The organism is Roseomonas sp. CECT 9278 (assembly GCF_918698155.1).
Taxonomy (GTDB): Bacteria; Pseudomonadota; Alphaproteobacteria; order Acetobacterales; family Acetobacteraceae; genus Neoroseomonas.
This window is the reverse complement of record NZ_CAKKLX010000042.1, coordinates 1-26,378: the sequence shown is the minus strand read 5'-3', so window position 1 is coordinate 26,378 and position 26,378 is coordinate 1. Positions and strand designations below refer to the sequence as shown.

25 protein-coding genes and 1 pseudogene are annotated in these 26,378 nt (G+C 72.9%); 6 read left to right on the top strand and 20 right to left on the bottom strand.

The window, feature by feature from the left end:
* Positions 1-28: 28 nt before the first annotated feature.
* Both LQ222_RS20780 and LQ222_RS20775 read right to left on the bottom strand, forming a co-directional pair.
* Complete coding sequence (locus LQ222_RS20780) at positions 29-421, bottom strand: hypothetical protein (RefSeq protein ID WP_230168763.1); 393 nt, start codon at positions 419-421, stop codon at positions 29-31.
* 16 nt (positions 422-437) lie between these two features.
* On the bottom strand, positions 438-959 hold the full coding sequence (locus LQ222_RS20775; protein ID WP_230168762.1) for a hypothetical protein: 522 nt from the start codon (positions 957-959) through the stop codon (positions 438-440).
* Between the two features lie 349 nt (positions 960-1,308).
* On the opposite strand from LQ222_RS20775, the gene LQ222_RS20770 reads away from it, so the two are divergent.
* Together LQ222_RS20770 and LQ222_RS20765 are read left to right on the top strand one after the other, a co-directional pair.
* Positions 1,309-2,034 carry a hypothetical protein gene (locus LQ222_RS20770; RefSeq protein ID WP_230168761.1) on the top strand — a complete coding sequence of 242 codons (726 nt, stop codon included), beginning with the start codon at positions 1,309-1,311 and terminating at the stop codon, positions 2,032-2,034.
* Positions 2,035-2,217: 183 nt separating this feature from the next.
* Complete coding sequence (locus LQ222_RS20765) at positions 2,218-2,742, top strand: VOC family protein (RefSeq protein WP_230168760.1); 525 nt, start codon at positions 2,218-2,220, stop codon at positions 2,740-2,742.
* 34 nt (positions 2,743-2,776) lie between these two features.
* Here LQ222_RS20765 and LQ222_RS20760 read toward each other — a convergent pair whose 3' ends face one another.
* Genes LQ222_RS20760 through LQ222_RS20750 form a run of 3 tightly spaced genes read right to left on the bottom strand, consistent with a single transcriptional unit; the run spans position 2,777 to position 6,547 of the window.
* The gene (locus LQ222_RS20760; protein WP_230168759.1) at positions 2,777-4,588 is read right to left on the bottom strand and encodes an ABC-F family ATP-binding cassette domain-containing protein; all 1,812 of its coding nucleotides are present in this window, start codon (positions 4,586-4,588) and stop codon (positions 2,777-2,779) included.
* Between the two features lie 31 nt (positions 4,589-4,619).
* Positions 4,620-5,867 (bottom strand): MFS transporter, encoded by a 1,248-nt coding sequence (locus tag LQ222_RS20755; protein ID WP_230168758.1) that lies wholly within the window; start codon positions 5,865-5,867, stop codon positions 4,620-4,622.
* Entirely contained in the window at positions 5,864-6,547 is a 684-nt protein-coding gene (locus LQ222_RS20750) for a GNAT family N-acetyltransferase (RefSeq protein ID WP_230168757.1), read from the bottom strand. The genes LQ222_RS20755 and LQ222_RS20750 overlap by 4 nt, the downstream gene beginning before the upstream one ends.
* Before the next feature lie 103 nt (positions 6,548-6,650).
* Between LQ222_RS20750 and LQ222_RS20745 the strand changes: the two genes are divergently transcribed.
* On the top strand, positions 6,651-7,256 hold the full coding sequence (locus LQ222_RS20745; RefSeq protein ID WP_230168756.1) for a bifunctional transcriptional activator/DNA repair enzyme AdaA: 606 nt from the start codon (positions 6,651-6,653) through the stop codon (positions 7,254-7,256).
* On the opposite strand, the gene LQ222_RS20740 is transcribed toward LQ222_RS20745, so the two are convergent.
* Both LQ222_RS20740 and LQ222_RS20735 read right to left on the bottom strand, forming a co-directional pair.
* Positions 7,228-8,517 (bottom strand): adenylosuccinate synthase, encoded by a 1,290-nt coding sequence (locus tag LQ222_RS20740; RefSeq protein WP_230168755.1) that lies wholly within the window; start codon positions 8,515-8,517, stop codon positions 7,228-7,230. The two genes, LQ222_RS20745 and LQ222_RS20740, sit on opposite strands and share 29 nt — an antisense overlap.
* A 6-nt stretch (positions 8,518-8,523) precedes the next feature.
* Positions 8,524-9,663 (bottom strand): ATP phosphoribosyltransferase regulatory subunit, encoded by a 1,140-nt coding sequence (locus tag LQ222_RS20735; protein ID WP_230168754.1) that lies wholly within the window; start codon positions 9,661-9,663, stop codon positions 8,524-8,526.
* A 179-nt stretch (positions 9,664-9,842) separates the two neighbouring features.
* Between LQ222_RS20735 and LQ222_RS20730 the strand changes: the two genes are divergently transcribed.
* The gene (locus LQ222_RS20730) at positions 9,843-10,004 is read left to right on the top strand and encodes a hypothetical protein (RefSeq protein WP_230168753.1); all 162 of its coding nucleotides are present in this window, start codon (positions 9,843-9,845) and stop codon (positions 10,002-10,004) included.
* Between the two features lie 170 nt (positions 10,005-10,174).
* On the top strand, positions 10,175-11,137 hold the full coding sequence (locus LQ222_RS20725) for a tripartite tricarboxylate transporter substrate binding protein (protein ID WP_230168752.1): 963 nt from the start codon (positions 10,175-10,177) through the stop codon (positions 11,135-11,137).
* Between the two features lie 6 nt (positions 11,138-11,143).
* Here the strand turns inward: LQ222_RS20725 and serA are convergent, their stop codons facing one another.
* Both serA and LQ222_RS20715 read right to left on the bottom strand, forming a co-directional pair.
* Positions 11,144-12,730: a phosphoglycerate dehydrogenase gene (gene serA / locus LQ222_RS20720; RefSeq protein ID WP_230168751.1), complete on the bottom strand. Its 1,587-nt coding sequence runs from the start codon at positions 12,728-12,730 to the stop codon at positions 11,144-11,146.
* Positions 12,731-12,733: 3 nt separating this feature from the next.
* Positions 12,734-13,927: a phosphoserine transaminase gene (locus LQ222_RS20715; protein ID WP_230168750.1), complete on the bottom strand. Its 1,194-nt coding sequence runs from the start codon at positions 13,925-13,927 to the stop codon at positions 12,734-12,736.
* A 127-nt stretch (positions 13,928-14,054) separates the two neighbouring features.
* Here LQ222_RS20715 and LQ222_RS20710 point away from each other — a divergent pair, with 127 nt between their 5' ends.
* Positions 14,055-15,053 carry an AI-2E family transporter gene (locus LQ222_RS20710; RefSeq protein ID WP_230168749.1) on the top strand — a complete coding sequence of 333 codons (999 nt, stop codon included), beginning with the start codon at positions 14,055-14,057 and terminating at the stop codon, positions 15,051-15,053.
* Here LQ222_RS20710 and LQ222_RS20705 read toward each other — a convergent pair whose 3' ends face one another.
* From LQ222_RS20705 to LQ222_RS20655, 11 genes and pseudogenes are all read right to left on the bottom strand, one after another.
* A complete protein-coding gene (locus LQ222_RS20705) occupies positions 15,054-15,860 on the bottom strand; it encodes a DUF1217 domain-containing protein (protein ID WP_230168748.1) in 807 nt (268 codons plus the stop codon).
* 34 nt (positions 15,861-15,894) lie between these two features.
* Entirely contained in the window at positions 15,895-16,707 is an 813-nt protein-coding gene (gene thiD, locus LQ222_RS20700) for a bifunctional hydroxymethylpyrimidine kinase/phosphomethylpyrimidine kinase (RefSeq protein ID WP_230168747.1), read from the bottom strand.
* Positions 16,704-18,068, bottom strand: coding sequence for a phosphoglucosamine mutase (glmM, locus tag LQ222_RS20695; RefSeq protein WP_230168746.1), 1,365 nt, complete (start codon positions 18,066-18,068; stop codon positions 16,704-16,706). Before glmM ends, thiD begins: the two co-directional genes overlap by 4 nt.
* A gap of 89 nt (positions 18,069-18,157) precedes the next feature.
* Entirely contained in the window at positions 18,158-19,198 is a 1,041-nt protein-coding gene (folP, locus tag LQ222_RS20690) for a dihydropteroate synthase (RefSeq protein ID WP_230168745.1), read from the bottom strand.
* Between the two features lie 264 nt (positions 19,199-19,462).
* Positions 19,463-21,388: an ATP-dependent zinc metalloprotease FtsH gene (gene ftsH / locus LQ222_RS20685; protein ID WP_230168744.1), complete on the bottom strand. Its 1,926-nt coding sequence runs from the start codon at positions 21,386-21,388 to the stop codon at positions 19,463-19,465.
* The gene (tilS, locus tag LQ222_RS20680; protein WP_230168743.1) at positions 21,385-22,680 is read right to left on the bottom strand and encodes a tRNA lysidine(34) synthetase TilS; all 1,296 of its coding nucleotides are present in this window, start codon (positions 22,678-22,680) and stop codon (positions 21,385-21,387) included. Before tilS ends, ftsH begins: the two co-directional genes overlap by 4 nt.
* 34 nt (positions 22,681-22,714) lie before the next feature.
* Positions 22,715-22,909, bottom strand: a complete 195-nt coding sequence (locus tag LQ222_RS20675) for a hypothetical protein (protein WP_230168742.1) — start codon at positions 22,907-22,909, stop codon at positions 22,715-22,717.
* Entirely contained in the window at positions 22,900-23,772 is an 873-nt protein-coding gene (locus tag LQ222_RS20670) for a tetratricopeptide repeat protein (RefSeq protein WP_230168741.1), read from the bottom strand. The genes LQ222_RS20675 and LQ222_RS20670 overlap by 10 nt, the downstream gene beginning before the upstream one ends.
* A gap of 40 nt (positions 23,773-23,812) precedes the next feature.
* Positions 23,813-24,280 (bottom strand): peptidoglycan-associated lipoprotein Pal, encoded by a 468-nt coding sequence (gene pal, locus LQ222_RS20665; protein ID WP_230168740.1) that lies wholly within the window; start codon positions 24,278-24,280, stop codon positions 23,813-23,815.
* An 86-nt stretch (positions 24,281-24,366) separates the two neighbouring features.
* On the bottom strand, positions 24,367-25,746 hold the full coding sequence (gene tolB, locus LQ222_RS20660) for a Tol-Pal system beta propeller repeat protein TolB (RefSeq protein ID WP_230168739.1): 1,380 nt from the start codon (positions 25,744-25,746) through the stop codon (positions 24,367-24,369).
* A pseudogene (locus LQ222_RS20655) lies at positions 25,743-26,378 on the bottom strand (hypothetical protein); the annotation flags it as partial. The gene tolB and the pseudogene LQ222_RS20655, both read right to left, overlap by 4 nt.

The following is a 26,378-nucleotide window of genomic DNA, read 5'->3' as shown; positions in this document are numbered from 1 at the left end:
GCCGGGGAGGCTTCGCGCGGCCGGGCCTTCAGCCCAGGCAGGCCCCGATCACCGGCCCGAGCCGCCCGCGCGCATTCGCCAGCCCCGGCGCCGCGCGCGACAGCAGGTCCGCCGCCGCATCGTGGATCGCCTCGTGCACCGACACGAAGGACAGCGCGCCGCGTTCGCGCTGCGCCACCACGAACAGCCCGTGGTCGGCATCGCCCAGCACCAGCGCGATGTCCGGGTCCCCCGCGACCCCCGGCAGCGCGGGCGCGCACAGCAGGAAGTCGTCCCCGAACAGCGTGTAGCCGATCGGCGCGCCGTGGTCGCGCAGCAGCGCCGCGAGCCGGCCAGCCAGCGCGGCGCGGTCGAGCCGCGCCGAGAGCCGCTGCGCCGAGCCATGGGGCCAGCGCCGGGCCGGGCTGAACACCTCCGTCATGCCGGCGGCGCCGCGCTCAGGCCGTCGCGCCGCTGCGCCGCAGCCGCCGCCAGCCCAGCACGCCGCCGACCAGCAGCGCCACCAGGCTGCCGCCCAGGATGGCGACGCCGTCCACCTCGTATTGCCGATAGGCGAGGCGCCGGCGCTCGGCGGTCGAGTCGTAGCGCACGATCTCCCGCCCGCCGACGGCCAGCACATAGACATCGTCGGCGCCGGCGAATTCGGCGCGGACGGTCTTGCCGACGGCGCCGCGGATCTCGGATTCGGCGGCTTCCAGGGCCGGGATGGTGAGCACGATCTCGGCCTGCCCCGCCGGCCCCGGGCGCAGCGTCAGGCGGTACTGGCTGGTCGAGGAACCGCTGCGCCGGCTGGTGCGCGTCTCGCGCGCGGCGGTGGCGAGGGTCGCCTCCAGCGTCTGCAGCGCGGCGCGCTGCGGCGGGGCGGAGATCGCGGCATAGCCGACGAAGCCGGCGCCGACCGCCAGGCCGACCAGGGCAAGCTTCACGATCAGCGAGGCACGGATGATGGCGATGATCACGACAGGCAGTTCCCTTGCGATGCTGTGGCCGGTGGCTGGTCAGGGCCAGGCGACGATCCCGCGCCGCCCGACCGGCCGGAACGGGTGACGATGCGCGTGACACCCGGATGCCCCGGCGCCATGCCGCGCGCGGCGGCGCGCCGTGGCATCGGCAGCGCCGCGCGGGCCACCTGGCACCGCCGCACCGCACGGCGCCGCGTCCGCGCGGGCCTGTCCGCATGGCTGCCACGCTGTTCCCAAGGTCGCCATCACCCCCGCCCGATCCGCCTGCCGGTGTCGCAGCCTCCGTCGCGGGCGCGAAGGAAAGATTTCAGGGCAGGAAGGCCTGCCCACCGGCATGATGCCTGCCATGACAGACCCGCCCCCGGGGACTCGCCAGGCGGCGGAGGCCTTCGCCCTTGCCCGCCGCCTGCTGCGCGGCGCCGGCTTCATCGACCGCGACACCATCTGCCCGCCCCGCCTGCGCCGCGACCTGCATGCGCCCACGCCCGCGGAAGCCCAGGCCTATGCCGGCGGGCCCGACCGCATGGTCGTGGTGGTGACGCGCCTGCTGCACGACGCCGCGGCGCGGGAGGATGCGCTCGCCGGCCTCGCCAACGATGCCTGGGGCTATGACGTGAACATCCTGGGCACCGCGCCCGAGATCATGCAGCTGGACGAATTGCGGCTGTGGCTGCTCGACGATGCCGCGGGGCTGGCCGACCGCCTCGTCGCGCTGGGCTTCGCGCCGGCGGCGGGCGGCTTCGCGCGCGGCGGCGCCGAGGCGCGCTTCCCCGACCTGCCCGCGGGCTTCGCGGCGCCGGTCTTCCCGGTCTGGACCTCGGTGCCCGGGTCGGCGCCCTTCGCGCATCCGGCGCGGCGCGTGCTGGGCTATGCCTGCCCGACCCCACCGCCGGGGGCCTTGCTGGAGGGCACGGTGCGCGGCTTCCGGCTGGTGCAGGGCGGCGTGCCGTTCCGCAGCCTGGACCGCCTGCGGGTGGTGCTGCCGGTCGTGGTCGGCGGCGCGGCCACCGGCCAGCGGCTGCGCGACGCGGTGGCGCTGGCCCATGTGCTGCGCGAGACCTTCGCGCCCTGACCGACCGCGTGCGGCCGCGCCTGTCGCTGCGCCCCGCAGCGCGGCACCGGCCCGGCAAGGCCGGCGGTCCCGCACGGGCCGCGCGGCGCCATAGCCGGCGCCCATGGCGATGATGCGCGATCAGGATTGGCGCGCGCCGGTCCCCAGGGCGCATATGCGGCGGGACGCAAGGATACCGACGCCATGCCCGACACCACCCCGGCCGCCCTCGCCCAGCCCCCCGCCGCCCGCGCCATCCACCCCGGCGCGCGGATCGGCCATGTCCACCTGAAGGTGGCGAATCTCAATCGCGCGCTGGCGTTCTGGCGCGACGTGATCGGGCTCGAGGAACAGCAGCGCATCGGCGACCAGGCGGTGTTCCTGTCGGCCGGCGGCTACCACCACCACATCGCGCTCAACACCTGGCAGAGCAAGGACGGCGCCTGGCCGCCGCCGGGCACGACAGGGCTGTTCCATGTCGCCCTGGTCTATCCCGACCGCCCGGCGCTGGCGGCCGCGCTGCAGCGTCTGCTGGAGGCCGGCTGGCCGCTCGAAGGTGCCTCGGACCACGGCGTGTCGGAGGCGATCTACCTGCGCGACCCCGATGGCAATGGCGTCGAGCTGTATCGCGACCGCGACCCGGCCGCATGGCCGCGCGACGCCACGGGGAGGCTCGCGATGGTGACGCGGCGGCTGGACCTGGAGGCGCTGCTGGCCGAGGCAATCTGACGGCGCGCCGGCCGCGCCGCAGGCCCCGGCGCGGTCAGCCCGCCTCCTCGCGCAGCATCTCCAGTTCCAGCCAGCGTTCCTCGGCCGCCGCCAGCGCCGCCTGGGCCTTGGCCAGCGCCTGCGTCGCCGCGGCGAAGCCGGACGGGTCGCGCGTGTAGAAGCCGCTCTCGGCGGTCTTGCGCTCCAGCGCCGCCATCTCGGCCGACAACGCCTCCATGCGCGCGGGCAGGGTCTTGAGCTCGTGCTGGTCCTTGGCGGTCAGGCCGCGGCGCCGGGCGGGCGTCGGTGCGGCGCGGGTGGGCGCATCGGCCCTGGCGGCGACCAGCTTCGCCTCGGCGGCGCGCGCGCGCACGCCGTGGCCGCGCTGCGCCACCATGTCGGAATAGCCGCCGGCATAGTGCTGCCAGCGGCCCTCGCCCTCCCAGGCGATCACGCTGGTGACGGTGCGGTCCAGGAAGTCGCGGTCGTGGCTGACCAGCAGCACCGTGCCCGCATACTCCGCGACCAGTTCCTGCAGCAGGTCGAGGGTTTCCAGATCCAGGTCGTTGGTCGGTTCGTCCAGCACCAGCAGGTTGGACGGGCGGGCGAAGGCGCGCGCCAGCATCAGCCGCCCGCGCTCGCCGCCCGACAGCGCACTGAGCGGCGTGCGCGCCTGGTCGGCGGTGAACAGGAAGTCCTTCATGTAGCCGATCACGTGGCGCGGCTGGCCATTCACATGCACCTGGTCGCCACGCCCTTCCGTCAGCGCCGCCGACAAGGTGATGGAGGCATCGAGGCTGGCGCGCTTCTGGTCGAGGCCCACCATCTCGATCGCGGTGCCCAGGCGCACCTCCCCGGTGTCGGGTGGCAGCACGCCGATCAGCATGTTCAGCAGCGTGGTCTTGCCCGCGCCGTTGGGGCCGACGATGCCGACGCGGTCGCCGCGCATGATGCGGGTGGTGACATCGCGGATGATGGTGCGCTCGCCATAGGATTTCCCGATGCCATCGGCGGCCACCACCAGGTTGCCGGACCCGGACGCCTCGGCCGCCGACATGTTGACGCGCCCCTGCGCGCCGACCCGTTCGCGGTGCTTGGCGCGCAGCGTGTGCAGGTTCTCCAGCCGCCGGACATTGCGCTTGCGCCGGGCGGTGACGCCGTAGCGCAGCCAGTGCTCCTCGCGCACGATCTGGCGGGCGAGCTTGTGGGCGTCGCGCTCCTCCTCCTCCAGCACCTGGTCGCGCCAGGCTTCGAAATGGGCGAAGCCCTGCTCGACCCGCCGCGTGGTGCCGCGGTCCAGCCAGACCATCGCGCGCGACAGGCGTTCGAGGAATCTCCGGTCGTGGCTGATCAGCACCAGCGCGCAGTTCAGCGACGCGAGTTCCGATTCGAGCCACTCGATCGCCGGCAGATCCAGGTGGTTGGTCGGTTCATCCAGCAGCAGGATGTCGGGCTGGGGGGCGAGTGCCCGCGCCAGCGCGGCGCGGCGCGTCTCGCCACCCGACAGCGCGGCGGGGATTTCCTCGCCGGTCATGCCGAGCTCGCCCAGCAAATACCGCGCGCGATAGGTCTCATCGGACGGGCCGAGCCCGGCCTCGACATAGGCCATCACGGTCGGGAAGGCCGACAGGTCGGGCTCCTGCTCCAGGTAGCGCATGGTGGCACCGGGCTGGACGAAGCGCGTGCCGCCCTCGGGCTCGATCAGCCCGGCCGCGACCTTCAGCAGCGTGGACTTGCCCGACCCGTTGCGCCCGACCAGCGCGAGGCGCTCGCCGGCGGAGACCGACAGCCCAGCGCGTTCGAGTAGCCGCGTGCTGCCGAATCCGTGGCGGATGTCGGTGAGCAGCAGCAGGGGGGGCGGAGCCATGGCGCGTTCCTCGCCGTCCTGGCACCTCGGGTCAACCTCTGCCGCCCGGACGCTGCGGCGAATACCCCGCGAGCACGGCGAGAATCGCCGCGCATTGCACGCAAGCGGCCAGCGCGATCGGCGCCCCATCCCACCCGGCCGCCTCGCGAACCACCCCGAGGAAGCCCGGCGCGAAGGCGAAGACGGCCTGGTTCACGGCGGTCACCAGCGCCACCACCCGCATCGCGTCGGCACGGCCGAATTCGGTCTGGGCAATCAGCGGCGGGATCGAGATCATGTTCCCCACGCCCAGGCCGAACAGGACACAGCCGAGCAGAAGGAGCGGAACCAGGCTGCCCGATGCCAGCAGGAGCAGCAGGCAGCCGGCGATCTGCACCGCGAAATTGCCGGCGGCCGCCACCCGCCGATCCGCGCCGGCCGGCAGCAGCCATCCCAGCAGGCTGCGTCCGGCGACCGCGGCAAGGGTGGTAAGGCTCACCGCCGCGCCGGCACCAGCCGGACCCAGCGCCGGGACCATCAGCGAGAAAAGATGGGCGATCAGCCCGATCTGCGCGAACAGGCCCAGGGAAAAGGCGAGGGACAGGGTCACGAAGCGACGATCCCGCCAGACGCCGCTTCCCGCCGCCAGCGCCGCGCGCTCGGCCACCACAACCGGCCCGCCCGGCATCGCGGCCGCCGCGACACCGTCCGGGCGCAGGCCGAGCATGGCCGGCGTGCGCCCGAGCCAGGCGCCGGCGATCCACCACAGCGCCGCCGCCATCGCGCTGCCGACCAGCAGCGCGGCGAGCGGAAATCCTGCCTCGGCGATCAGCACCGCCCACAGCGGCGCGAAGACCACGCCGCCGACGCTCGCGCCGTTGAAGGCCATCGCCAGCGCGGCGGGGCGCTTCGCCTCGAACCACGGTGCGACCATGGCATTGATGGCCGCGCCACTGGTCAGCGCCCATCCGGCGCCGCTCACCAGCGCCGCCGGGAACAGCAGCCACGGTGCGGGCGCGAGCGCCCAGGCGACCACGCCCGCTCCGGCCAGAACGCCACCCATGCGCGTGGCGGCGACGAGTCCGAAGCGCCGGTGGATCCCCGGCAGCCGTGCCACCAGTGCCGCCGAGAGCAGGAAATGGCAGGTGATCGCCGCCGAGACCGTCGACAGCGGCCATCCGCGCCCCTCATGCAGGATGTGCAGGAAAACCGCCGGCCCATAGAATCCGACGCCCCAGGCGAAGACCGCGACCGTGAAGGCCGCCCACACCACCTGCCAACCGAAGGATGGCGCGCTCATGCCGAAGGGCGGTGCCACAGCACCCAGGGCCTGGCGCGCTCGCGGAAACCCAGCCGCTCATACAGCCCACCCGCCGGGTTGTCCGGAAAGACGTGCAGGAACGGCAGGAGGCGACGCGCAATCGCCTCACGCGCCAAGCGCAGCGTGAGCGCCGCGCCAAGGCCGCGCCCGCGCGCGTCCGGATGCACGCAGATGGCGCTCAGCTCGACATGATCCGCCAGCAAGAAGCGCTCGCCCGCCATCGCCAGAAGGCGCCCATCGGTGCCCCGCCAGCCGAGGAAGCGGCCCAGCCTGTGGGTCGCTGCGCCAAAGGGCCCAGGCTTCGCGACCTCGGCCAGGGCCAGCATCTCGGCCGCATCGTCCGGGCCGAGCGGGGTGAACTCGGCTTCGGCCGGATGCCGGCCGCCCGCGGCCTGCAGCACCAGTTGGCGGATCGGGCGGGCGCTGACGACGCTCCAGCCGGGCGGCGGCTGCTCCTCGACAGGACGGAACAGCCTTGCCGCCACGCCGTCTGGCAGATCACGGGCAAGGTCGGCATAGGCCTCCGGCGTCGCCGCGGCGAGGGCGGAAAAGGGTGCCGCGTCGCGCCTGTAGTGCCGCGCGAGGCCGCTGCCGATCGCCACTGCCGCGTGCGGCCCGTCCAGCGCATGCCAGACCGGATTGTCGAGCGGGTGCGCCATGTCGTGCTGCGTCCTCGATTGCCTGCTTCCTTGGACGTAACCTCAGGCCATGCCGCCGTGCTCGCCGGATTCGGACTCCGTCCTCCGGCACGGAGGAGACGCCATGTTGGACGAGACCGAATGCGAGCAGGCGCGCGTCGGGCGCGATCCCGCCTATGATGGGCGCTTCTTCACCGGCGTGCGGACGACACGCATCTACTGCCGCCCCGTATGCCCCGTCCGTCCCGCGCGCGGCGCGAATGTGCGCTTCTACCCGACGGCGGCCGCAGCCGAATCGGCCGGCTTCCGCCCCTGCCTGCGCTGCCGTCCCGAGACGGCGCCCTTCTGCCCTGCCTGGAACGGCTCACGCACGACCACGGAGCGCGCGCTTCGCCTGATCGACGACGGTGCCCTCGACAGCGACGATGCCAGCGTGGAGGCGCTGGCGACGCGCCTGGGCATCGGGGCGCGCCAACTCTCGCGCCTGTTCGCGAAGCATGTCGGGGCGAGCCCGACGCAGGTGGCGCGCACCTGTCGGGTGCAGCGGGCGAAACGCCTGATCGACGCCACCGACCTGCCGATGGTCGAGATCGCCACGCAGGCCGGCTTCGGCAGCCTGCGCCGCTTCAACACCGTCTTCGCCGAGGTCTATCGCCGGCCGCCGACGGCGATCCGGCGTCAGCGCCCGGCGGAGGATCCGCTCACCCGGCGAAGGGATCGCGCATCATGATCGTGTCGTCGCGTTCCGGGCTGGTGGACAGCAGCACGATCGGCGCTTCCACCAGTTCCTCGATCCGCCGCACATACTTCACCGCCTCGGCCGGCAATTCGCCGTAGGACCGCGCGCCGCGCGTCGAACCGGCCCAGCCGGGCATCGTCTCGTAGATCGGCTCGGCCGCCGCCTGGGCACGCATTGCCGCGGGCAGGCGCTTCACGGTCTCGCCGTTGATGCGATACCCGGTGCAGATGCGCAGTTCCGGCAGCCCGTCCAGCACATCCAGCTTGGTCAGCACCAGCCCGGCGATGCCGCCCACCTTCACCGCCTGGCGCACCATGCAGGCATCGAACCAGCCGCAGCGGCGCGGCCGGCCCGTCACGGTGCCGAATTCGTGCCCGCGTTCACCGAGCAGCCGGCCGGTCTCGTCGAACAATTCGGACGGGAACGGCCCCGAGCCCACCCGGGTCGCATAGGCCTTGGCGATGCCCAGCACGAAGCCGATCGCATCCGGCCCGGCACCCGACCCCGCCGCCGCATTGCCCGCGACGGTGTTGGAGGACGTCACGTAGGGGTAGGTGCCGTGGTCGACATCCAGCATCACCGCCTGCGCGCCTTCGAACAGCACGCGCTTGCCGCTGGCGCGCGCTTCCGCCAGGCGCTCCCACACCGGTTCGGCATAGGGCAGCAGCTGCGGCGCCAGCGCCAGCAGCCCGTCGAGCAATGCCTGCTTGGCGAATTCCGGCGCGCCCAGCCCGCGCAGCAGCGCGTTGTGGTGCAGCAGCAATTCATCGAGCTTCGCGCTCAGCGTCTCGGGCTCCGCCAGGTCGCACAGGCGGATGGCGCGGCGGCCGACCTTGTCCTCATAGGCCGGGCCGATCCCGCGCCCGGTGGTGCCGATCTTGTCCTCGCCGCGCGCTGCCTCGCGCGCCTTGTCCAGCGCGGGGTGCAGCGGGAGGATGAGCGGCACGTTCTCGGCGATGCGCAGGTTCTCGGGCGTCACCTTCAGCCCCTGGGCGGTGACGCGGGCGATCTCGTTCAGCAGCGCTTCGGGGTCCAGCACCACGCCATTGCCGATGATGCCGAGCTTGCCGCGCACCACGCCTGACGGAAGCAGGCTGAGCTTGTAGGTCTGGTCGCCCACCACCAGCGTATGGCCGGCATTGTGGCCGCCCTGGAAGCGCACGACGATCTCGGCGCGCGAGGCGAGCCAGTCGACAACCTTGCCCTTGCCCTCGTCGCCCCACTGGGCGCCGATCACGGCGACATTGGCCATGGCGGTTCAGTCCTTCACCAGGATCGGGACGGCCTGGCCGTCCTTCAGTTCATGGGTGCAGCGCAGGCGCGCCGGCGTATCGGCGGCCGACAGCGCGGCCACGGTGGCGAAGCCCTGCGCGCGATGCGCCGCGCCATCGGCGCCCAGCGGCACGAACAGCCGCGGCTTCGCCACGCCGGCCGGCGCCGCCCGCACCACCGCATCGGGATACAGCGTCATGCCGGTCGCCGGCTCGTCATTCTGCGAGACATACCGCCCGCCGCGCGCGAGTTCGCCGCTCATGCCCGGCCCATACAGCGTGAAGGCCACGCCGGTATGGTAGCGGAAGCCACGGAATTCGACCGGGTCCAGCGTCACGCGCAGCGCCGGCGCACGGGCGCGGATGGCCACCAGCACGGCGGCCGCGTTCTGGGCGATGGCGCGCGCGCCTTCCGGCAGGTCGGCGGCATCCAGCGCGGCCAGCGCGCCATCGGCCGGCCCCGCCGCGGCCATCAGCCCCGGCAGCACGCCCAGCACGCCGCCGAGCTCGCGCACCAGCGCACTGACCGCCGCACTGTCCTTGCGGTCCAGCGCACGGGCCAGGCGCGCGCGCGGCGCATCGGGCGTCGCGGCGGCCTCGATCAGTGCCGGCACCATGGTGGGCAGCGTGACATCCAGGCTGACCGCCGTGACGCCGAGCGCCGCCAGCGCCTCGACCGCCACGATCGCGACTTCCGCGTCGGCTGCCGGCGCCGCGCCGCCGATCAGTTCCACCCCCACCTGGGGCACCTGCCGGGCGGGGGCCAGCTGCGACCCGCGCACGCGCAACGCCTGGCCGGCGTAGCACAGCCGCAGCGGGCGGGCCTGCGCGCCCAGCCGCGTCGCGGCGATGCGCGCCACCTGCGGCGTGGTGTCGGCGCGCAGGCCCATCATGCGCTGGCTGACCGGGTCCATCAGGCGGAAGGTCTGCTCGGCCACCGCCGCACCCGAACCGGCCAGCAGGCTGTCCTCGAATTCCAGCAGGGGTGGCTTCACCCGTTCGTAGCCGTGGCCGGCGAAGACCGCCATCATCGCCTCGACCAGCGCGGCCTCGCGCTCGGCCTCGGGCGGCAGCAGGTCGGCCAGGCCCGCGGGCAGCAGGGCGGGATTGGGCAGGTCGTCGGTCATCGCGGGCGCAGTCTGTGACAGGCGCATCGCCAGGGGGCAACCCCCGCCGGGCTGCCGCGTTGCCGCCCCATCGCCGCCGCGGGTCCGCCATCCGTCCGGCGCATCGTGGCGATGGTGGCCTTCACGATGCGTCAACGGATTTCCCGCACCCTGACGCAGGCCACCGAAGCGAGGAGACCATGTCCGACGCCCCCGCCCTTTCGCGCCTTGCCGCGCCGCCCGCCGCCCGGCACCTGCCGCCGGACGACGACGCCGCGATCGGCCGTGGCCTGGTCAATGGCCTGCTGCTGTCCCTGCCGCTCTGGGCGCTGATCGGGATCGGGGTCGCGGCGCTGTTCTGATCGCCGCGCCCCGGGCCGGCGGCGCTTCTGCCGATTTCCGCCAGGCCGCGCGCGCCCGGATGCCCCGACGGCAGCCGCGCGGCGGGCAGCGCCTGTTCCGGGCCGGCCGTCCTGCGTTAGGCTTCTCCGCGCAAGGCCGGCAGCAGCCCGGCCGCAGCACGGAGGAAGCGATGTTCATTCAACGACGCAGCCTGCTGGCCGGCGCGGCCATTCCATCCGTCTCGATGGCCCAGGCGCCCTGGCCGGCCAACCCGGTGCGCTTCATCACGCCCTTCGCGCCGGGCGGCGGCGTGGACACGCTGGTGCGGCTGTATTGCAGCAAGCTGGCGGACCTCACCGGCCAGTCCTTCGTGGTCGAGAACCGCGCCGGTGCCGGCGGCACCATCGGCACCACGGCGATCGCGCGGTCGCCGGCGGATGGCACGGTGATCGGGCTGGGGTCGGTCTCCTCGCTGGCGATCTCGCCGACCATGCGCGCCACCCTCCCCTTCGATGTGGAGCGCGACTTCACCTACATCGCCGGGCTGTGGCAGTTGCCGAACCTGCTGATCGTGAACAAGGACGTGCCGGCGCAGACGGTGCCGGAGCTGATCGCGCTGATCCGCCGCAACCCGGGCCAGTACACCTTCGCCAGCCCGGGGTCCGGCACCACGGTCCACCTGGCCGGCGAGATGTTCAAGCAGGCCGCCGGCCTCGACATGGTGCACGTGCCCTATCGCGGGGGCGCGGCCGCGCAGCTGGATGTGCAGGCGGGGCGCGTCCACATGATCTTCGACAATATCCCGCAATCCCTCGCCTCGGCGCGCACCGGCCTGGCGCGCGCGCTGGCGGTGACCAGCCGCGATCGCAGCCCCCATGCGCCCGGGATCCCGGCCATGGCGGAATTCCTGCCGGGCTTCGACATCACCTCATGGGGCAGCGTGATGGGGCCGGCCGGGCTGCCCGCCACAGTGGTGGAACGGCTGTCGGCGCTGACCCTCACCGCGCTGGCAAGCCCCGACCTGGTCGCGCGCCTGGCGGAGAACGGCGCGACGGCCTGGCCGATGACCTCGGCGGAGCTGACAGAGTTCCGCCGGGCCAGCGAAGCGCGCCTGGCGCCGGTGATCCGCGCCTCGGGCGCGCGGATCGAGTAGCGCGCTTCAGAACGCCAGCGGCGTGGCCTGCACCACCAGCGGCAGGCCACGCACGCCGGCCAGCACGCCATCGGGCATCGGGGCATCCAGCCCCACCAGGCAGATCGCATCCCCGCCCGGCGCCGACCGGCCCAGGTGGAAGGTCGCGATGTTGATGCCGGCATCCGCCAGCGCCATGCCGAAGCGCCCGATGAAGCCCGGCTTGTCCTGGTTGGTCACGTAGAGCATGTGCGGGGCGAAGTCGGCCTCGACCGAGATGCCCTTGATCTCGACCAGGCGCGGCTTGTTCTCGGCCAGCAGCGTGCCGGCGATCGACTTCTCGTAGCTGTCGGTCACCACCGTCAGGCGCACCAGCGTCTGGTATTCGCCGCTGCGCTCGACCGTCGTCTCGGCCACCTCGATGTCGCGCTGCTTCGCCAGCACCGGCGCATTGACCATGTTCACCGCGCCCATCAGCGGCGCGAGCACGCCGGCCAGCGCGGCGGCGGTCAGCGGACGGTGGTTCAGGTCGGCCGCATGGCCTTCGTATTCCACGCGGATCGCCTTGATCGCGCCGTCCTGCGCGGCGGTCAGCTGCCCGGCCATGCCGCCCAGCAGACGCGCCAGTTCCATGTAGGGCTTGAGGCGCGGGGCTTCCTCGGCGGTGACGCTCGGCATGTTGATGGCGTTCGACACCGCGCCCGACAGCAGGAAATCCGCCATCTGGTCGGCCACCTGCAGCGCCACGTTCTCCTGCGCCTCGGCGGTCGCGGCACCCAGGTGCGGCGTGCAGACCACGTTCTCCAGCGTGAACAGCGGGCTGTCGGTCGCGGGTTCCGTCTCGAACACGTCCAGCGCCGCGCCCGCCAGGTGACCGGACTTCAGCGCATCGTAAAGCGCAGCCTCATCCACCAGCCCGCCGCGCGCGCAGTTGATCAGCCTGGCACCCTTCTTCATGCGCGCGATGGCGTCGCGCGAGATCACGTTGCGCGTCTGCTCGGTCAGCGGTGTGTGCAGCGTGATGAAATCCGCGCGTGCGATCAGGTCGGCCAGCTCCACCTTCTCGACACCGATCTCGACCGCGCGCTTCTCCGACAGGAAGGGGTCGAAGGCGATCACCTTCATGCGCAACCCCACCGCGCGGTCGGCCACGATCGACCCGATATTGCCGCAGCCGATCAGCCCGAGCGTCTTGCCGAACAGCTCGACGCCCATGAAGCGGTTCTTCTCCCACTTGCCGGCCTTGGTCGATGCCGACGCATCGGGCAGTTGCCGCGCGAGCGCGAACATCATCGCGATGGCATGCTCGGCCGTGGTGATGGCGTTGCCGAAGGGCGTGTTCATCACCACCACGCCGCGCGCGGTGGCCGATGTCACGTCCACATTGTCCACGCCGATGCCGGCACGCCCGACCACCTTCAGCCTCGGCGCGGCCTCCATCAGTTCGCGCGTGACCTTGGTGGCGGAGCGCACCGCGAGGCCATCATAGTCGCCGATGATGGCCCGCAGGTCGGCGGGCGACAGGCCGGGCTTGAAGTCCACCTCGATCCCGCGGTCGCGGAAGATCTGCACGGCCGCGGGCGACAGCTTGTCGGAAATCAGCACCTTCACCACGGCTCAGCCCCCCGCTTCGACGGTCGCGAGCGCCCAGTCGAGCCAGGGGATCAGCGCCTCGATATCCGCGGTCTCGACCGTGGCCCCGCCCCAGATCCGCAAGCCCGGCGGCGCATCGCGATAGGCCCCGGCATCCAGCGCGACACCTTCCTTCTCCAGCAGCGAGGCGAGCTTCTTCGCCGCCGTCGCCTGTGCGTCGGGCGCCAGCGCGGTGAACCACGGCGCGGTGATGGTCAGGCAGATCGAGGTGCAGGACCGCGTCGCCGCATCCTGCGCCAGGAAGTCGAAGCCCGGCTGCGTCGCGACCCAGCGCGCGATGGCGGCGAGGTTCGCCTCCGACCGCGCCACCAGCCCCTTCAACCCGCCGACCGATTCAGCCCAGCGCAGCCCGTCCAGCGCATCCTCGACACACAGCATGGATGGCGTGTTGATCGTCTCGCCCTTGAAGATGCCCTCGTTGATTTTCCCGTCCTTGGTCATGCGGAAGATCTTCGGCATCGGCCAGGCCGGCTTGTGCGATTCCAGCCGTGCGACGGCGCGCGGCGACAGGGCCAGCATCCCGTGCGCCGCCTCGCCCCCCAGCACCTTCTGCCAGGACCAGGTCACGACATCGAGCTTGTGCCACGGCAGCTCCATCGCGAAGGCCGCCGAGGTGGCGTCGCAGATCGCCAGCCCGTCGCGCGCATCGGAGATGAAATCCGCATTCGGCAGCCGCACGCCCGAGGTCGTGCCGTTCCACACGAACACGACGTCACGCGCCGGATCGACCTTCGACAGCTCCGGCAGCGCGCCATACGGCGCATCCAGCACCCGCGCATCCGCCAGCTTCAGCTGCTTCACCACATCCGTCGCCCAATCCTTCGAGAAGGATTCCCAGGCCAGGATATCGACGCCGCGCGGCCCGAGCAGCGACCACAGCGCCATCTCGACCGCGCCGGTGTCCGACGCCGGCACGATGCCCAGCCGCCAGCCTTCCGGCATGCCGAGCACGGCCTTGGACCGATTTATCACCTCGGCCAGCCGTGCCTTCGGATTGGCCGCGCGATGGCTGCGCCCGAGCAGCGCGGGTTCCAGCGCGGCCAGCGTCCAGCCGGGACGCTTCGCACAGGGACCGGATGAAAAGCGGGGATTGGCCGGCTTGGCGGCAGGACGGATGGCGGCCGGACGCAGGTCCGGCGTGGCGGCGGGGTTCGCCATGATGCAGCTCCCTTCCAGAAGCGAATGCGCCCCGGTGGGGGGGCGTGGCCCGCAGCGGGGATACGCGCCGGTGTGCCACGGGGTCAAGCAGGTGCAACCATTGCGCCGCCGCGCCGTTGCCACGCGCATGACCCGCATCCAGGCCTCCGTCCTCGTCCTCGTGGCATTGGCGGCGATGCTGTTCGTCCTTTTCCCGGGCGTGCCGCTGCTCGGCTTCGCGGGATTGCTGCTGGCGGTGGCGCTGAGCGTGCCGGCGCAGATGGTGATGCGACTGACCGGCTGCCCCCGCTGGGTGGCGGTGCTGGGCGTGGTCGCGGCGCTGCTCGGGCTGGCGGCGCTGGCCGGGCTCGCCGCCGCCGCGCCCCTCGCGGAACAGGCGGCCGCGCTGGCCGAGGCCCTGCCGCGCAGCCTGGCCGCGCTGCGCGACCAGCTGGCCGGCGATGCCGCCCTGGATTGGCTGGTCGACCGGCTCGCGCCATCGGGCGCGCCGGATCTCGATGCCGGGATGGCCGCGACCGCCGCCGGCGCTACGCTCGGCTGGATCGGCAATGCCGTGCTGGTGGCGCTGGTCGGCGTGTACCTGGCCGTGGCGCCGCACGACTACGCAGCCGGGCTGCGCGCCCTGCTGCACCCCGCCATCGAGCGCGAGGCCGCCGAGACGCTGATGGAATGCGGCCAGGTGCTGCGCGGCTGGCTGCTCGGCCAGGGCTTCGCGATGCTGGTGACCGGGCTGTGCACCTGGGTCGGGCTGCTGCTGCTGGGCGTGCCGATGGCCGGCGTGCTGGCGGTGATCGCCGCGCTGCTGGGCTTCATTCCCAATATCGGGCCGGTCATCGCGGCGGTGCCGGCGATGCTGCTGGCCGCCACCGTCTCGCCCTGGCTGGCGCTGTGGGTGGCGCTGCTGTTCCTGGCCGTGCAGTTCATCGAGGGCAATATCCTGACGCCCCTGGTGCAGCAGCAGGTGGCCGACCTGCCGCCGGCGGCGCTGCTGCTGGCGCAGGTGCTGATGGGCACGGCCTTCGGGCTGCTGGGCGTGGCGCTGGCCGCGCCGCTGGCGGCGGTCGGCGCGGTGATCATCCGGCGGACCTACGCGGAAGGCTGGCTCGGCCGCCCACCGGCGAGCTGATCAGGCGCGCACGGACAGCGCGGTGAGCGTCGCCAGCGGGTCGGTCGCGGCGGCGCTGCCGGAGGCGTTGTTCGCCGCGACGATCAGGTAGCGTTCCGCCAGCTTCCGCACCGCGCGATCATCCTGCAGGCTGTCGACCTTCAGGCGCGCCGTGACCGCCCGCCCCTGCGCTTCGACCGACTGCACGGCGATCTGCGCCGGCAGGCCGAGCGCGCCGGTCACCACGCGCCGCAGCACCGGGTCCCCCAGCACGTCGAAGACATCCTCGGCATTGCGGGCCGTTTCCAGGAAATACAGCGCGTCCGACAGCCCGGCCTGCTGTTCGTCCAGGCCCGTACGGTACTGGTACTTCAGGAAGGCATCCGACATGCGCTCGACCATCGCGGGGTCGCGCAGGCCGGCCAGCCCCGTGGCATTGACGCCCAGCGTCGCCGCCGCCGCCCGCCAGGTGCTGCCAAGCTGCGCCGCCAGACCCTTCGGATCCGCCGGATCCGACAGCAGGGCGCGCCGCACCATCCCGGCATTGCCCACCTGGTCCGGCAGGCCGAGCGCCGGCATGATCACCTTGAGGATGCGCGGGTCCTGCAAGGCCTGTTCGATGGTCCCGGCCTTGTCGAGCGCAACGCGGAACCGCGCGAGCGCGGTCAGCGTGACGGGGTCCTTTTCCTCGCGCGCGATGCCCTTGGCCTCGGCACCCTGGGCCGTGGCGCGCTTCAGCGCGGGGATCGCCGTCGCCGCATTGCCCGCCGCGCCGGCCGAAGCCTGCACGCCGAACAGCGACTGCACCTGGGACAGCGTGAGCACCATGGCCCAGCCTGCCCCATGCCGCGTGAAGGCCCGGTTAACCGGCCGGCAGCCGCGCCGGGTCGAAGGTGATCGCGTGGTCCAGCGGCCCATGCCCCGCGCCGAAGCCCGGCGCCGCCGCGATCGCCGCCTGCACATAGCCGCGCGCGCGCGCCACCGCGTCGCGCAGCGCCAGCCCCTGCGCGAGGCCCGCCGCCACGGCGCTCGCCAGCGTGCAGCCGGTGCCGTGGGTGTGGCGCGTGGCGATGCGCGGGGAGGTGAATTCCTCGATGCCCCCGGCGGTGATGAGCAGGTCGGTCAGCGCCGCGCCCTCCATGTGCCCGCCCTTCAGCAGGACGCCCGGCGCGCCGAGCGCCAGCAGCGCCGGCGCCGCGGCGCGCATCTGCGCCAGCGTGCGGATCGGCCGGTCCACCAGCGCCTCCGCTTCCGGCAGGTTCGGCGTGATGATCGCGGCCAGCGGCAGCAGCCGCGCCTTCAGCGTCGAGATCGCATCGGCGGCGATCAGCGGATGCCCGCCCTTGGCGATCATCACCGGATCGACCACCAGCGGCACGCCCCGCGCGCGGGTGGCGAGTTCGTCGCACACCGCCTCGATCACCGGCACGCTGTGCAGCATGCCGGTCTTGATGGCATCGGCGCCGATATCGTCCAGCACCACCGCCATCTGCTGGCGGATGAAGGCGGGGTCGATGCCGACCACCCCATGCACGCCCAGCGTGTTCTGCGCGGTCAGCGCCGTCACCGCCGTCATGCCGAAGGCACCAAGCGCGGTCACCGCCTTGATGTCGGCCTGGATGCCCGCGCCGCCGCCGGAATCGCTGCCGGCGACGATCAGCACGCGGCCCTTCATGCGGCGCGCGCCTTCGCACGGATGGTGTCGGCCAGGCGCGCGACGGTCGCCTCCACCAGCGCCTCCTCCTCGGCTTCGGCCATCACGCGGATCACGGGTTCGGTGCCGCTGGCGCGGATCAGCACGCGGCCGCGCGCGCCAAGGGCCGCCTCCTCGGCCACGATCGCGTCCTTCACGGCGGCATCGGCCAGCGGCGACACGCCGGCATAGCGCACATTCACCAGCCGCTGCGGCAGCGGCGCGAAGCAGCGCAGCGCCTCGCTGGCGGCGCGCTTTTCCTCGACCAGCACGGCCAGCACCTGCAACGCGGCGACCAACCCATCCCCCGTGGTGCCGAATTCCGGCATGATCATGTGGCCGGACTGCTCGCCGCCCAGGTTGCAGCCGGCTTCGCGCATGCGTTCGCCCACGTAGCGGTCGCCCACCGCGGTGCGCAGCAGCCCCAGGCCCCGCGCGGCGAGAAACCGCTCCAGCCCCATGTTCGACATCACCGTCGCGACCACGGCGCCACCGCGCAGCCGGTCCTGCGCGTGCCAGGACCGCGCGATCAGCGCCAGGATCTGGTCGCCATCGACCACCTGCCCGGTCTCGTCGGTCAGCACCACGCGATCGGCATCGCCATCCAGCGCGATGCCGAGGTCGGCGCGGCGTTCCTGCACCAGCGTGGCGAGCGCCCCCGGCGCGGTCGACCCGACGCCCTTGTTGATGTTGAAGCCATCGGGCGCGACGCCGATCGGCACCACCTCGGCACCCAGTTCCCACAACACGGTCGGCGCCACGCGATACCCGGCGCCATGCGCGCAATCGACCACGACGCGCAGCCCCTCCAGCGTCTGGCCGCGCGGGAAGGACGCCTTCGCGGCCTCGATATAGCGGCCGGGCGCGTCCTCCAGCCGGCTCGCGCGGCCAAGCCGCGCCGGCGCCACCAGCGCGGCCGCCAGGTCGCCGGCCATCAGCGCCTCGATCTCGCTTTCCTGGTCGTCGGTCAGCTTCAGGCCATCCGGGCCGAACAGCTTGATGCCATTGTCCTCGAACGGGTTGTGCGAGGCGCTGATCATCACCCCCAGATCGGCCCGCAGGCTGCGCGTCAGCAGCGCGATCGCCGGCGTCGGCAGCGGGCCGACCAGCACCACATCCATGCCCGCGCCCACGAAGCCCGCGGTCAGCGCAGGTTCCAGCATGTAGCCGGAAAGGCGCGTATCCTTGCCGATCACCACGCGATGGCGATGCGTGCCGCGATTGAAGTAACGGCCGGCGGCCTGGCCCAGGCGCAGGGCGGTCGCGGCATCCATGGGCGCACGGTTGGCGGTGCCACGGATGCCATCGGTGCCGAACAGGCGGCGGGCGGGGGCGTTGGTCATGGGCAATCCCTACCGCGCCAAAACGACAGTTGCGAGGGGCTTTGCCCCTCGCGCTCCCCACCAGGGGGCGACGGCCCCCTGGACCGCGATCAGTCGGGGGCGCGGCCGGCCATGCAGGCGCGCCAGACGGCAAGGGCCTGGACGGTTTCCGCCACGTCGTGGACGCGCAGGATGGAGGCGCCGCGCGCCGCGCCGGCCAGCGCCGCGGCAAGGCTGCCGGAGACCCGCGAACCGGCCTCCTCCACCCCCGACAGCGTGCCGATGAACCGCTTGCGCGACGCACCGAGCACCACACGGCACCCCAGCGTGGCGAACAGCGGCAGGCGGTCGATCAGCGCCAGGTTGTGCGCCAGCGTCTTGCCGAAGCCGATGCCGGGATCGACCGCGATGCGACCGCGCGGAATGCCCAGCGCCTCGCAGGTCGCGATCCGGTCGCGCAGGAACGCCGCCACCTCCAGCGCCACGTCGCGATATTCCGCCAGACCCTGCATCGTCGCCGGATCATCGCCGGGCATGTGCATCAGGATCACCGGCGCGTTCGACCGCGCCACCAGCGCCAGCGCCGTCGGATCATGCCGCAGCGCCGAGACGTCGTTGACGATCTCCGCCCCGGCCTCGAGCGCCGCCGCCATGGTGGCCGCATGGCGCGTGTCGATGCTGACCGGCGCCGCCTTGGCCAATTCGCGCACCACCGGCAGCACGCGGGCCATCTCCTCCTCGGCGGTGATGGGCGCCGCGCCGGGACGCGTCGATTCGCCGCCGATGTCGAGGATATCCGCCCCCGCCGCCAGCATGGCATGGCCGGCCTCGATGGCCTGCCCGGCGGCGAAATGCCGACCGCCATCCGAGAAACTGTCCGGCGTCACGTTCACCACGCCCATCACCAGCGGCCGGTCGGGCGGCAGGCCCGCGAAGGGCGCCACGCGCTCGGCGATCGCATGCAGCGCGTCGTGCCAATCCTCCGGCACCTCGCGGATCGGGCCGACGCCCAGATCCTCGCCATCCTCGACCAGGCGGACGAAGGCGAAGGCGATGTCGCCGCCCTGCAGCGGCAGGGCATAGCCCTCGCGCAGCGCATGGAAGGCGACCGGGCCGGTCACCAGCCCCAGCGGTTCGATGAAGCGGGCCATCGGTCCTCACCACCCCGCGCGGGGTCTAGAGCAGATCCCGATCAGATGGAATCATCTGATCGGGTAAAGATGCTCGCAAAAACAATGGCCTAGGGGCGTTGCCGTGAGCCGTGGCGAACGGAAACGGCTCTAGGGGCCACGGGACGCCAACACCTGTCACCACGCATCACGGACACCACCAACGAAAAAGGGCGCGCCTGCCATAGCGCGCCCGATCCCGGTGTCCAGAGGCAAGTCCCGGGGAGCGCGACGCCCCCTGCCCGTTCAGGTGGCCGGCGCCGCCCCCGGATTGAGCCCCGGCGGCCGCGGCGCGGTCGGCCGGCCGGCGGAGGGCACGGAACCGCGCCCCTGGTTCACCGGCTCGTCCGGCCGGTTGCGCACCACCGGCTCGCCGCGGATGACGGTACGGATCTCGTCGCCCGACAGGGTCTCGTGCTCCAGCAGGCCCTTGGCCAGCAGATGCAGCTCGTCCATGTGCTCGGACAGGATGGTCTTGGCCCGGCCATAGGCACCGTCGATGATCGAGCGGATCTCGCTGTCGATCTTGCGCGCGGTCTCCTCCGACAGGTTCTTGGTCTGGGTGACCGAATGGCCGAGGAACACTTCCTGGCTGTTGTCGCCGTACGCGATCATGCCGATCACGTCCGACATGCCCCATTCGGTGACCATCATGCGCGCCTGGCTGGTCGCCATCTTGATGTCGCCCGACGCGCCGTTGCTGACCTTGTCGGCGCCGAAGATCAGTTCCTCGGCGACGCGCCCGCCCATCGCCATGGCGAGTTCGGACTTCAGCTTGGACTTGTGCTTCGAGTAGCGGTCGCCGGCCGGCAGCGACATCACCAGGCCCAGCGCGCGGCCGCGCGGGATGATGGTCGCCTTGTGGACCGGGTCGCATTCGGGCTCGTGCATCGCGACCAGCGCGTGGCCCGCCTCGTGATAGGCGGTCATGCGCTTCTCGTCCTCGGACATGACCAGCGACCGGCGCTCGGCGCCCATCATGACCTTGTCCTTGGCGGCCTCGAACTCGGCCATGCCCACGGTGCGCCGGCCGGTGCGCGCGGCCAGCAGCGCGCCTTCATTGACCAGGTTGGCCAGGTCCGCGCCGGAGAAGCCCGGCGTGCCGCGCGCGATCACCTTCGGATCGACGTCCGACGCCAGTGGCACCTTGCGCATGTGCACGCGCAGGATCTTCTCGCGCCCGTTCACGTCCGGGTTCGGCACCACCACCTGGCGGTCGAAGCGGCCCGGGCGCAGCAGCGCGGGGTCGAGCACGTCCGGCCGGTTGGTGGCCGCGATGATGATGACGCCCTCGTTGGATTCGAAGCCGTCCATCTCGACCAACATCTGGTTGAGCGTCTGCTCGCGTTCGTCATTGCCGCCGCCCAGGCCGGCACCGCGATGGCGGCCGACCGCGTCGATTTCGTCGATGAAGATGATGCAGGGCGCGTTCTTCTTGCCCTGTTCGAACATGTCGCGCACGCGCGATGCGCCCACGCCCACGAACATCTCCACGAAATCCGAACCGGAAATCGTGAAGAAGGGCACGTTCGCCTCGCCCGCGACCGATCGCGCCAGCAGCGTCTTGCCGGTGCCCGGCGGGCCCACCAGCAGCACGCCCTTCGGGATCTTGCCGCCCAGGCGCTGGAACTTCTGCGGGTCGCGCAGGAAGTCCACGATCTCCTCGAGCTCGCCCTTGGCTTCCTCGATGCCGGCCACGTCCTCGAACGTCACGCGGCCCTGCTTTTCGGTCAGCAGCTTCGCCTTGGACTTGCCGAAGCCCATGGCGCGCCCGCCGCCGCCCTGCATCTGGCGCATGAAGAAGATCCAGACGCCGATCAGCAGCAGCATCGGGAACCAGGACATCAGGTAGTGCAGCAGCGGATTGACGTCGCTTTCCTCGGGACGTGCCACCACGCGCACGTTCTTCTCGGTCAGGCGGGAGACCAGCGCCGGGTCTTCCGGCGTATAGGTCTGGAAGGTCCGACCATCGGTCAGCGTCCCGGTCAGGGTGCGGCCCTGGATCGAGACCTCGCGCACCTGGCCCGAATTCACCTCGTTCAGGAAGTCCGAATAGGCGACCTGCGTGGCGCCCGCCCGTCCACCGCCCGAAGGCTGGAACAGGTTGAACAGCGCCACCAGCAGCAGTGCCACGATCACCCAGAGCGCAAGATTCCGGCCGAAATTATTCACGTGCGGTTGTCCGTCTCCGAGCCGGCGGGGCGAGCCCCCGCGGCGTTGGCACTACACATAGGGTCGGGTTGACCACCCTTGAATGGCCGCGCCGAAAACTCCCCGCCCGCGCCGGGCGCGAACAGGGTCGCGAAGGGCCGGCAGGCCAAGGGCGAAGGATAGTCCAGGATCGGCACCGCTGCCAGGGCGCCGTGCGGGTCCCGGATGGCTGGCAGCGCGCGCAACACCGCGGATGGCAGGTCGACCCAGCCGCGCAAGGCCGCCGCACCGTCCCCCAGCGGGCCGATCGACCAGCCCCGGCATCCCGCCCCGACCAGCCGGAAGCGCCCGTCCCACCGCGCCCCGGTGCTGGCCGGCACCGCCGGCGCCACCGCCCCGGGGTCGCGCGCCAGCAGCCACCGCCCTGCCGCCGCGGGGCGCAGCCAGGCGCCCGCCAGGGTGCCATGGCCGGCCGCCAGCAGTGCCGCCGCCCGCCCCACGCCCGGCGCCAGCCCCCCGCCCCCCACCAGGCGCGCCAGAACCGCCAGCGCGGCCGCCGCCACGCCATCACGCCCCAGCTCGCCCGGGTCGATCCAGGCGAAGCCCTCAGGCCGGATCTCGCCCGCGCAGGCGAGGCGTTGCGCCAGCGCCGCCTCTGCCCGATCGCGACGCCGGGCGAAGGCGGCGGCCGCGGCGGCCAGGGCCGCGACGCCCGCACCCTCCCCGCCCGGATCGGCCAGGGCCTGGCGCAGGCGCACGCGGGTGAAGCGCGGGTCGTGGTTGCTCGGATCGCGCACCGGCGCCAGGCCGGCAGCGGCGACCACGGCTTCGAGGCAGGCCGGCGCGACCCCCAGCAGCGGCCGCAGCACCAGCACGCCCGCGGCGTCGCGGACCGGCGCCATGCCCGCCAGGCCCGCCGGCCCGCTGCCGCGCAGCGCCCGGAACAGCAGGGTTTCCGCCTGGTCGCCACGATGCTGGCCCAGCAGCAGCCAGGGCCGGCCCTCTGCCGCCGCCGCCGCGCCGAGCGCCGCCAGCCGCGCCGCCCGCGCCCGCGCCTGCAACCCTGCCCCGCCGGCGAGCCCCAGCCGCAGCACCCGCACCGCCATGCCCCGCGCGCCGAGCATCGCCGCCACGCCATCGGCCTCAGCGGCGCTGTCCGCCCGCAGCCCATGATCCGCCACCAGTGCCAGGGCATCGCCGCCGCGCGCGCGCGCCCAGCGATCCGCCAGCAGCGCCAGCGCCAGGCTGTGCGGCCCGCCCGAGACGCCCAACGCGATCCGCGGCGCCGCGCCGAACGGCCCGAGCGGGCCCATCAGCGCGGCGAAATCCGCCGCGGTCAGCCCCGCGCTATCCCCAAGCGGGCGTGCTCCCCGGCATCGCGCGCCTGCGCGCGTTCAGCGGCATCGCGCGCCTGCGCGCGTTCAGCGGCATCGCGCGCCTGCGCGCGTTCAGCGGCATCGCGCGCCTGCGCGCGTTCAGCGGCATCGCGCGCCTGCGCGCGTTCAGCGGCATCACACGGGTGCGCGCGTTGATCACCTGCACTGCGCGCGCCGCCGCGCATCCTGCACGCGCGCCGCGACCGGCTGTGCCAGGCGGGTGTATTCCGCCGTCAGCTGCTCCAGCGTATCGCAGGCCTCGCGCCGCGCGCCGAAGCCGATGAAGGCGTTCGACAGCCCCAGCAGCGCCTCGGGCGCGCGGGTGCCCTGGCGGTTGCGCCGATACGCCTCGTCGAAGGCCAGCGCCGCGTTCTGGTATTGCCGCCGGCCCAGCAGCGCCTCGCCCAGCAGCAGGCTGGCATCCTGCGCGCGCGGGCCGGGGCGCTGCGCGATCACCTCGCGCGCCGCCGCCTCGGCGGTCGGGAAATCGCCGCGCGACAGCGCCGCCTGGCCGTCGGCCAGCGCGCGTTCAGCGGTTCGCGGGCCGGGCTGGGGCGGCGGGCTGGCCGGTTCGGCCTGCCGGGGCGGGACGCTGAACGGGGCCGGGGCCGGCGCCTGGGCGGGCGGCGGCCCCTGCGGAGGGCGCGCCGCGCCTGGGCGGCCGCCCCCTTCCAATTGCTGGAGGCGGAAATCCATGTCGCCGCGCAGTTTCTCGACCTCCTCGGCGAGGCGCCGATTGGCGTTCTCCGCCACGTCGAGCTGTCCACGCTGGCGGCGCACCATCTCCTCGAGCTCGGCGACACGGCCGAGCAGGCCCTGCACCGTCTCGGGCGGCGCGCCGCCGCCGCCGCGCGGCACGGGCGTCGGCGCGCCCCCGCCGCGCCGCAGCGCATCCATGTCCCGCCGCAGTTCCAGGATCTGGTTCTGCAGCGCGATGCCCTCGCGGCTGTCCATCTGCGCGCGCGCACCGGGCGCGGCGAGCAGCGGCAGGGCGGCGAGGGCGGCGATCAGCGTGATGCGTGCGGCCATGGCGAAGCGGCCCGGCGTTTCGCCGGACCGTCCCTTCCCGTTACTGGACGACGGTGACGGCGCGGCGGTTCTGCGCCCAGGAGGCTTCGTCCGACCCCAGCGCGGCGGGGCGGTCCTTGCCGTAGGAGATGGTCTGGATCCGCGCGCCATTCACGCCACCGGCGACCAGCACGTCGCGCGCCGCATTGGCGCGGCGCTGGCCGAGGGCCAGGTTGTATTCGCGCGTGCCGCGTTCGTCGGTATGGCCCTCGACCTGCACGCGCACATCGGGGAAGCGGCCCATCCAGCCGGCCTGGCGTTCCAGGACCGGGCGCTGGTCGGGGCGGATCGCCGAACTGTCGAAGGCGAACAGCACGCGGTCGCCGACATTGGCGACCAGGTCCTCCTGGCTGCCGGGGCGGATGGTGCCGGCGCCGCCGGCGCCGGTGGCACCGGCATTCTGGTCGGTGTTCGAGCAGGCGGCGAGCAGCGCAACGGCGGCCACGGCGCCGAACAGGCGGGTCTTCATGGGGGGGCTCTCCTGATGCGTGAAGGGATCGCGGGGGGCAAAGCACCCGCATGTGGCCGGGTCAAGGCAGCGAACCCGCCCGGGCGTCATGACAGCAGCGGGGACCAGGCCGGATCCGTCGCGTCGGTCGGCGTGGGCACCGGGCGTTCGTTGAAGCCGGCGATGTCGATCGACGCGATGCGCGCGGAATATCCGCCGCCGCGGGAATCGGTCGCGCGGCTCTCGCGGTAGAACATCAGCACGCGGCCATTGGGCGCGAAGGTCGGCCCTTCCATGGCCCAGCCCTCGGACAGGATGCGCTCGCCCGAGCCATCCGGGCGCATCACGCCGATGGCGAAGCCGCCGCCGCCGAAGCGCGTGAAGGCAATGAGGTCGCCGCGCGGTGACCACACCGGTGTCGCGTACCGCCCGCGGCCGAAGGAGATGCGCCGCACCCCCCCGCCCCCGGCATCCATGACATACAGCTGCTGGTCGCCGCCGCGGTCGGAGTTGAACACGATCTGCGAGCCGTCCGGCGAGAAGCAGGGCGAGACATCGAGCCCGCCGCCGCTGGTCAATTGCCGTTCGCGCCGCGACGCCAGGTCCACCACGAAGATGTTCGCATCCCCCCCGCGCGAGGCCGAGAGCACCACCGAGCGCCCATCGGGCGAGAAGCGCGGCGACAGCGTCATGCCCGGGAAATTCCCCAGCACCTGCTGCGATCCGCTGCCGATGTCGAACAGCACGACGCGCGGCTGCCCGCGATCCTGGTAGGACATGAAGGCGATGCGCTCGGCCGAGGGATGGAAGCGCGGCGACAGCGCGCCGAAGCGCCCATCGGTCAGGAAGCGATGGTTCTCGCCATCCTGGTCCATGATCGCCAGGCGCCGGGTGCGGCGGTCGCGCGGGCCGGTCTCGCTCACGTAGACCACGCGGGTGTCGAAATAGCCCTTCTCGCCCAGCAGGCGTTCGTAGATCACGTCGCTGATCAGGTGCGCGATGCGGCGCCAATTGGCGGCCGGCGCGGTGAAGGCGGTGCCCTGGAGCTGTGTTTCGGGCAGCACGTCCCACAGGCGGAATTCGACGCGCAGCTGGCCGCCCTGTTCGACCACGCGGCCGGTCACCAGCGCCTGCGCGCCGATCACGCGCCAATCCTGGAAGCGCGGCGTCTGCGCCGCCGATTCCGCGGTCTGGATGAAGGCCTGCCGGTCGACCGGGCGGAACAGCCCGGAATTGCGCAGGTTCGCCTGGATCACGCGGGCGATGTCGCGGCCCACGCGCGCGCCGTCGCCACCGCCCGCCAGGTCCGGGATCGCGACCGGGATCGGATCGGTGCGCGCGCGGGTGATGTCGATGACCGCGCCGGGGGCCGCCTGCTGCGCCAGCGCGGGCAGCGGCACCGCGAAGACGCCTGGCGCGACCAGGCCGGCGCCCACGCCGGCGAGCACCCGGCGGCGCGAGAGGACGAAGGGGGTGGCAGGGTTCATCGCACGAGGCCCCTCGGGTTGAAGCGGAAGACGGAGTCCATGACGGTCCGATACTTGTTGGGCGGCACGCGCAGCGGGTTGCACTGCGGCGACATAAGCGCGCGACGGGCCGATTCGAAGACCGAAAGGGACCGCGGATCCGATGGAACGCGCGAGGCCGCCACGACGTTGCGGACATTGCCCGATCCGTCGAGCACCACGCGCAGCTCGACCACGATGGTATCGAGGCCGAGCATCCCGCGATCGACGTTCCAGCATTCGGCGATCTGGTCGGCCAGGCCGCGGATCTCGCCCTGGGTCAGCGCGGCCGAGCCCTGCGGCGTCCCGCCGCCCTGCTGCGGCGCGCCGGCGGGGTTGGGCCGCGCGGTCGGCGGGCGGTCCTGCGGCTGGGACGCGCGCAGGCGTTCCAGCGTGTTCTGCACCGACGTGCTGCGTTCCTGCGGCCGCGCCACCGGCGGGGTCTGGCCGGTGCCGGCCTGCTGCGCGGGTTCGGGCGGCGGCGGCACCGGGGTGGGCGGCAGCGGCAGCGGGTCCTGGCGCGGCGGCGCGGCCGCCTGCTGCTGTGGCGGCGGCGGGGTCGGCGTGGGCGGGGTCGGCAGCGGTTCGGTGACGCGCGGCGCGGGGACCGGGTC

Coding starts and splice junctions, on each gene's coding strand:
- LQ222_RS20780 (WP_230168763.1), bottom strand. CDS start 421: ATGACGGAGGTGTTCAGCCCGGCCCGGCGCTGGCCCCATGGCTCGGCG.
- LQ222_RS20765 (WP_230168760.1), top strand. CDS start 2,218: ATGCCCGACACCACCCCGGCCGCCCTCGCCCAGCCCCCCGCCGCCCGC.
- LQ222_RS20710 (WP_230168749.1), top strand. CDS start 14,055: ATGACCCGCATCCAGGCCTCCGTCCTCGTCCTCGTGGCATTGGCGGCG.
- LQ222_RS20760 (WP_230168759.1), bottom strand. CDS start 4,588: ATGGCTCCGCCCCCCCTGCTGCTGCTCACCGACATCCGCCACGGATTC.
- tolB (WP_230168739.1), bottom strand. CDS start 25,746: ATGAACCCTGCCACCCCCTTCGTCCTCTCGCGCCGCCGGGTGCTCGCC.
- thiD (WP_230168747.1), bottom strand. CDS start 16,707: ATGAAGGGCCGCGTGCTGATCGTCGCCGGCAGCGATTCCGGCGGCGGC.
- tilS (WP_230168743.1), bottom strand. CDS start 22,680: ATGGGCCCGCTCGGGCCGTTCGGCGCGGCGCCGCGGATCGCGTTGGGC.
- LQ222_RS20745 (WP_230168756.1), top strand. CDS start 6,651: ATGTTGGACGAGACCGAATGCGAGCAGGCGCGCGTCGGGCGCGATCCC.
- LQ222_RS20715 (WP_230168750.1), bottom strand. CDS start 13,927: ATGGCGAACCCCGCCGCCACGCCGGACCTGCGTCCGGCCGCCATCCGT.
- LQ222_RS20740 (WP_230168755.1), bottom strand. CDS start 8,517: ATGGCCAATGTCGCCGTGATCGGCGCCCAGTGGGGCGACGAGGGCAAG.
- LQ222_RS20725 (WP_230168752.1), top strand. CDS start 10,175: ATGTTCATTCAACGACGCAGCCTGCTGGCCGGCGCGGCCATTCCATCC.
- folP (WP_230168745.1), bottom strand. CDS start 19,198: ATGGCCCGCTTCATCGAACCGCTGGGGCTGGTGACCGGCCCGGTCGCC.
- LQ222_RS20670 (WP_230168741.1), bottom strand. CDS start 23,772: ATGGCCGCACGCATCACGCTGATCGCCGCCCTCGCCGCCCTGCCGCTG.
- LQ222_RS20750 (WP_230168757.1), bottom strand. CDS start 6,547: ATGGCGCACCCGCTCGACAATCCGGTCTGGCATGCGCTGGACGGGCCG.
- LQ222_RS20755 (WP_230168758.1), bottom strand. CDS start 5,867: ATGAGCGCGCCATCCTTCGGTTGGCAGGTGGTGTGGGCGGCCTTCACG.
- glmM (WP_230168746.1), bottom strand. CDS start 18,068: ATGACCAACGCCCCCGCCCGCCGCCTGTTCGGCACCGATGGCATCCGT.
- pal (WP_230168740.1), bottom strand. CDS start 24,280: ATGAAGACCCGCCTGTTCGGCGCCGTGGCCGCCGTTGCGCTGCTCGCC.
- LQ222_RS20735 (WP_230168754.1), bottom strand. CDS start 9,663: ATGACCGACGACCTGCCCAATCCCGCCCTGCTGCCCGCGGGCCTGGCC.
- LQ222_RS20730 (WP_230168753.1), top strand. CDS start 9,843: ATGTCCGACGCCCCCGCCCTTTCGCGCCTTGCCGCGCCGCCCGCCGCC.
- LQ222_RS20770 (WP_230168761.1), top strand. CDS start 1,309: ATGACAGACCCGCCCCCGGGGACTCGCCAGGCGGCGGAGGCCTTCGCC.
- LQ222_RS20705 (WP_230168748.1), bottom strand. CDS start 15,860: ATGGTGCTCACGCTGTCCCAGGTGCAGTCGCTGTTCGGCGTGCAGGCT.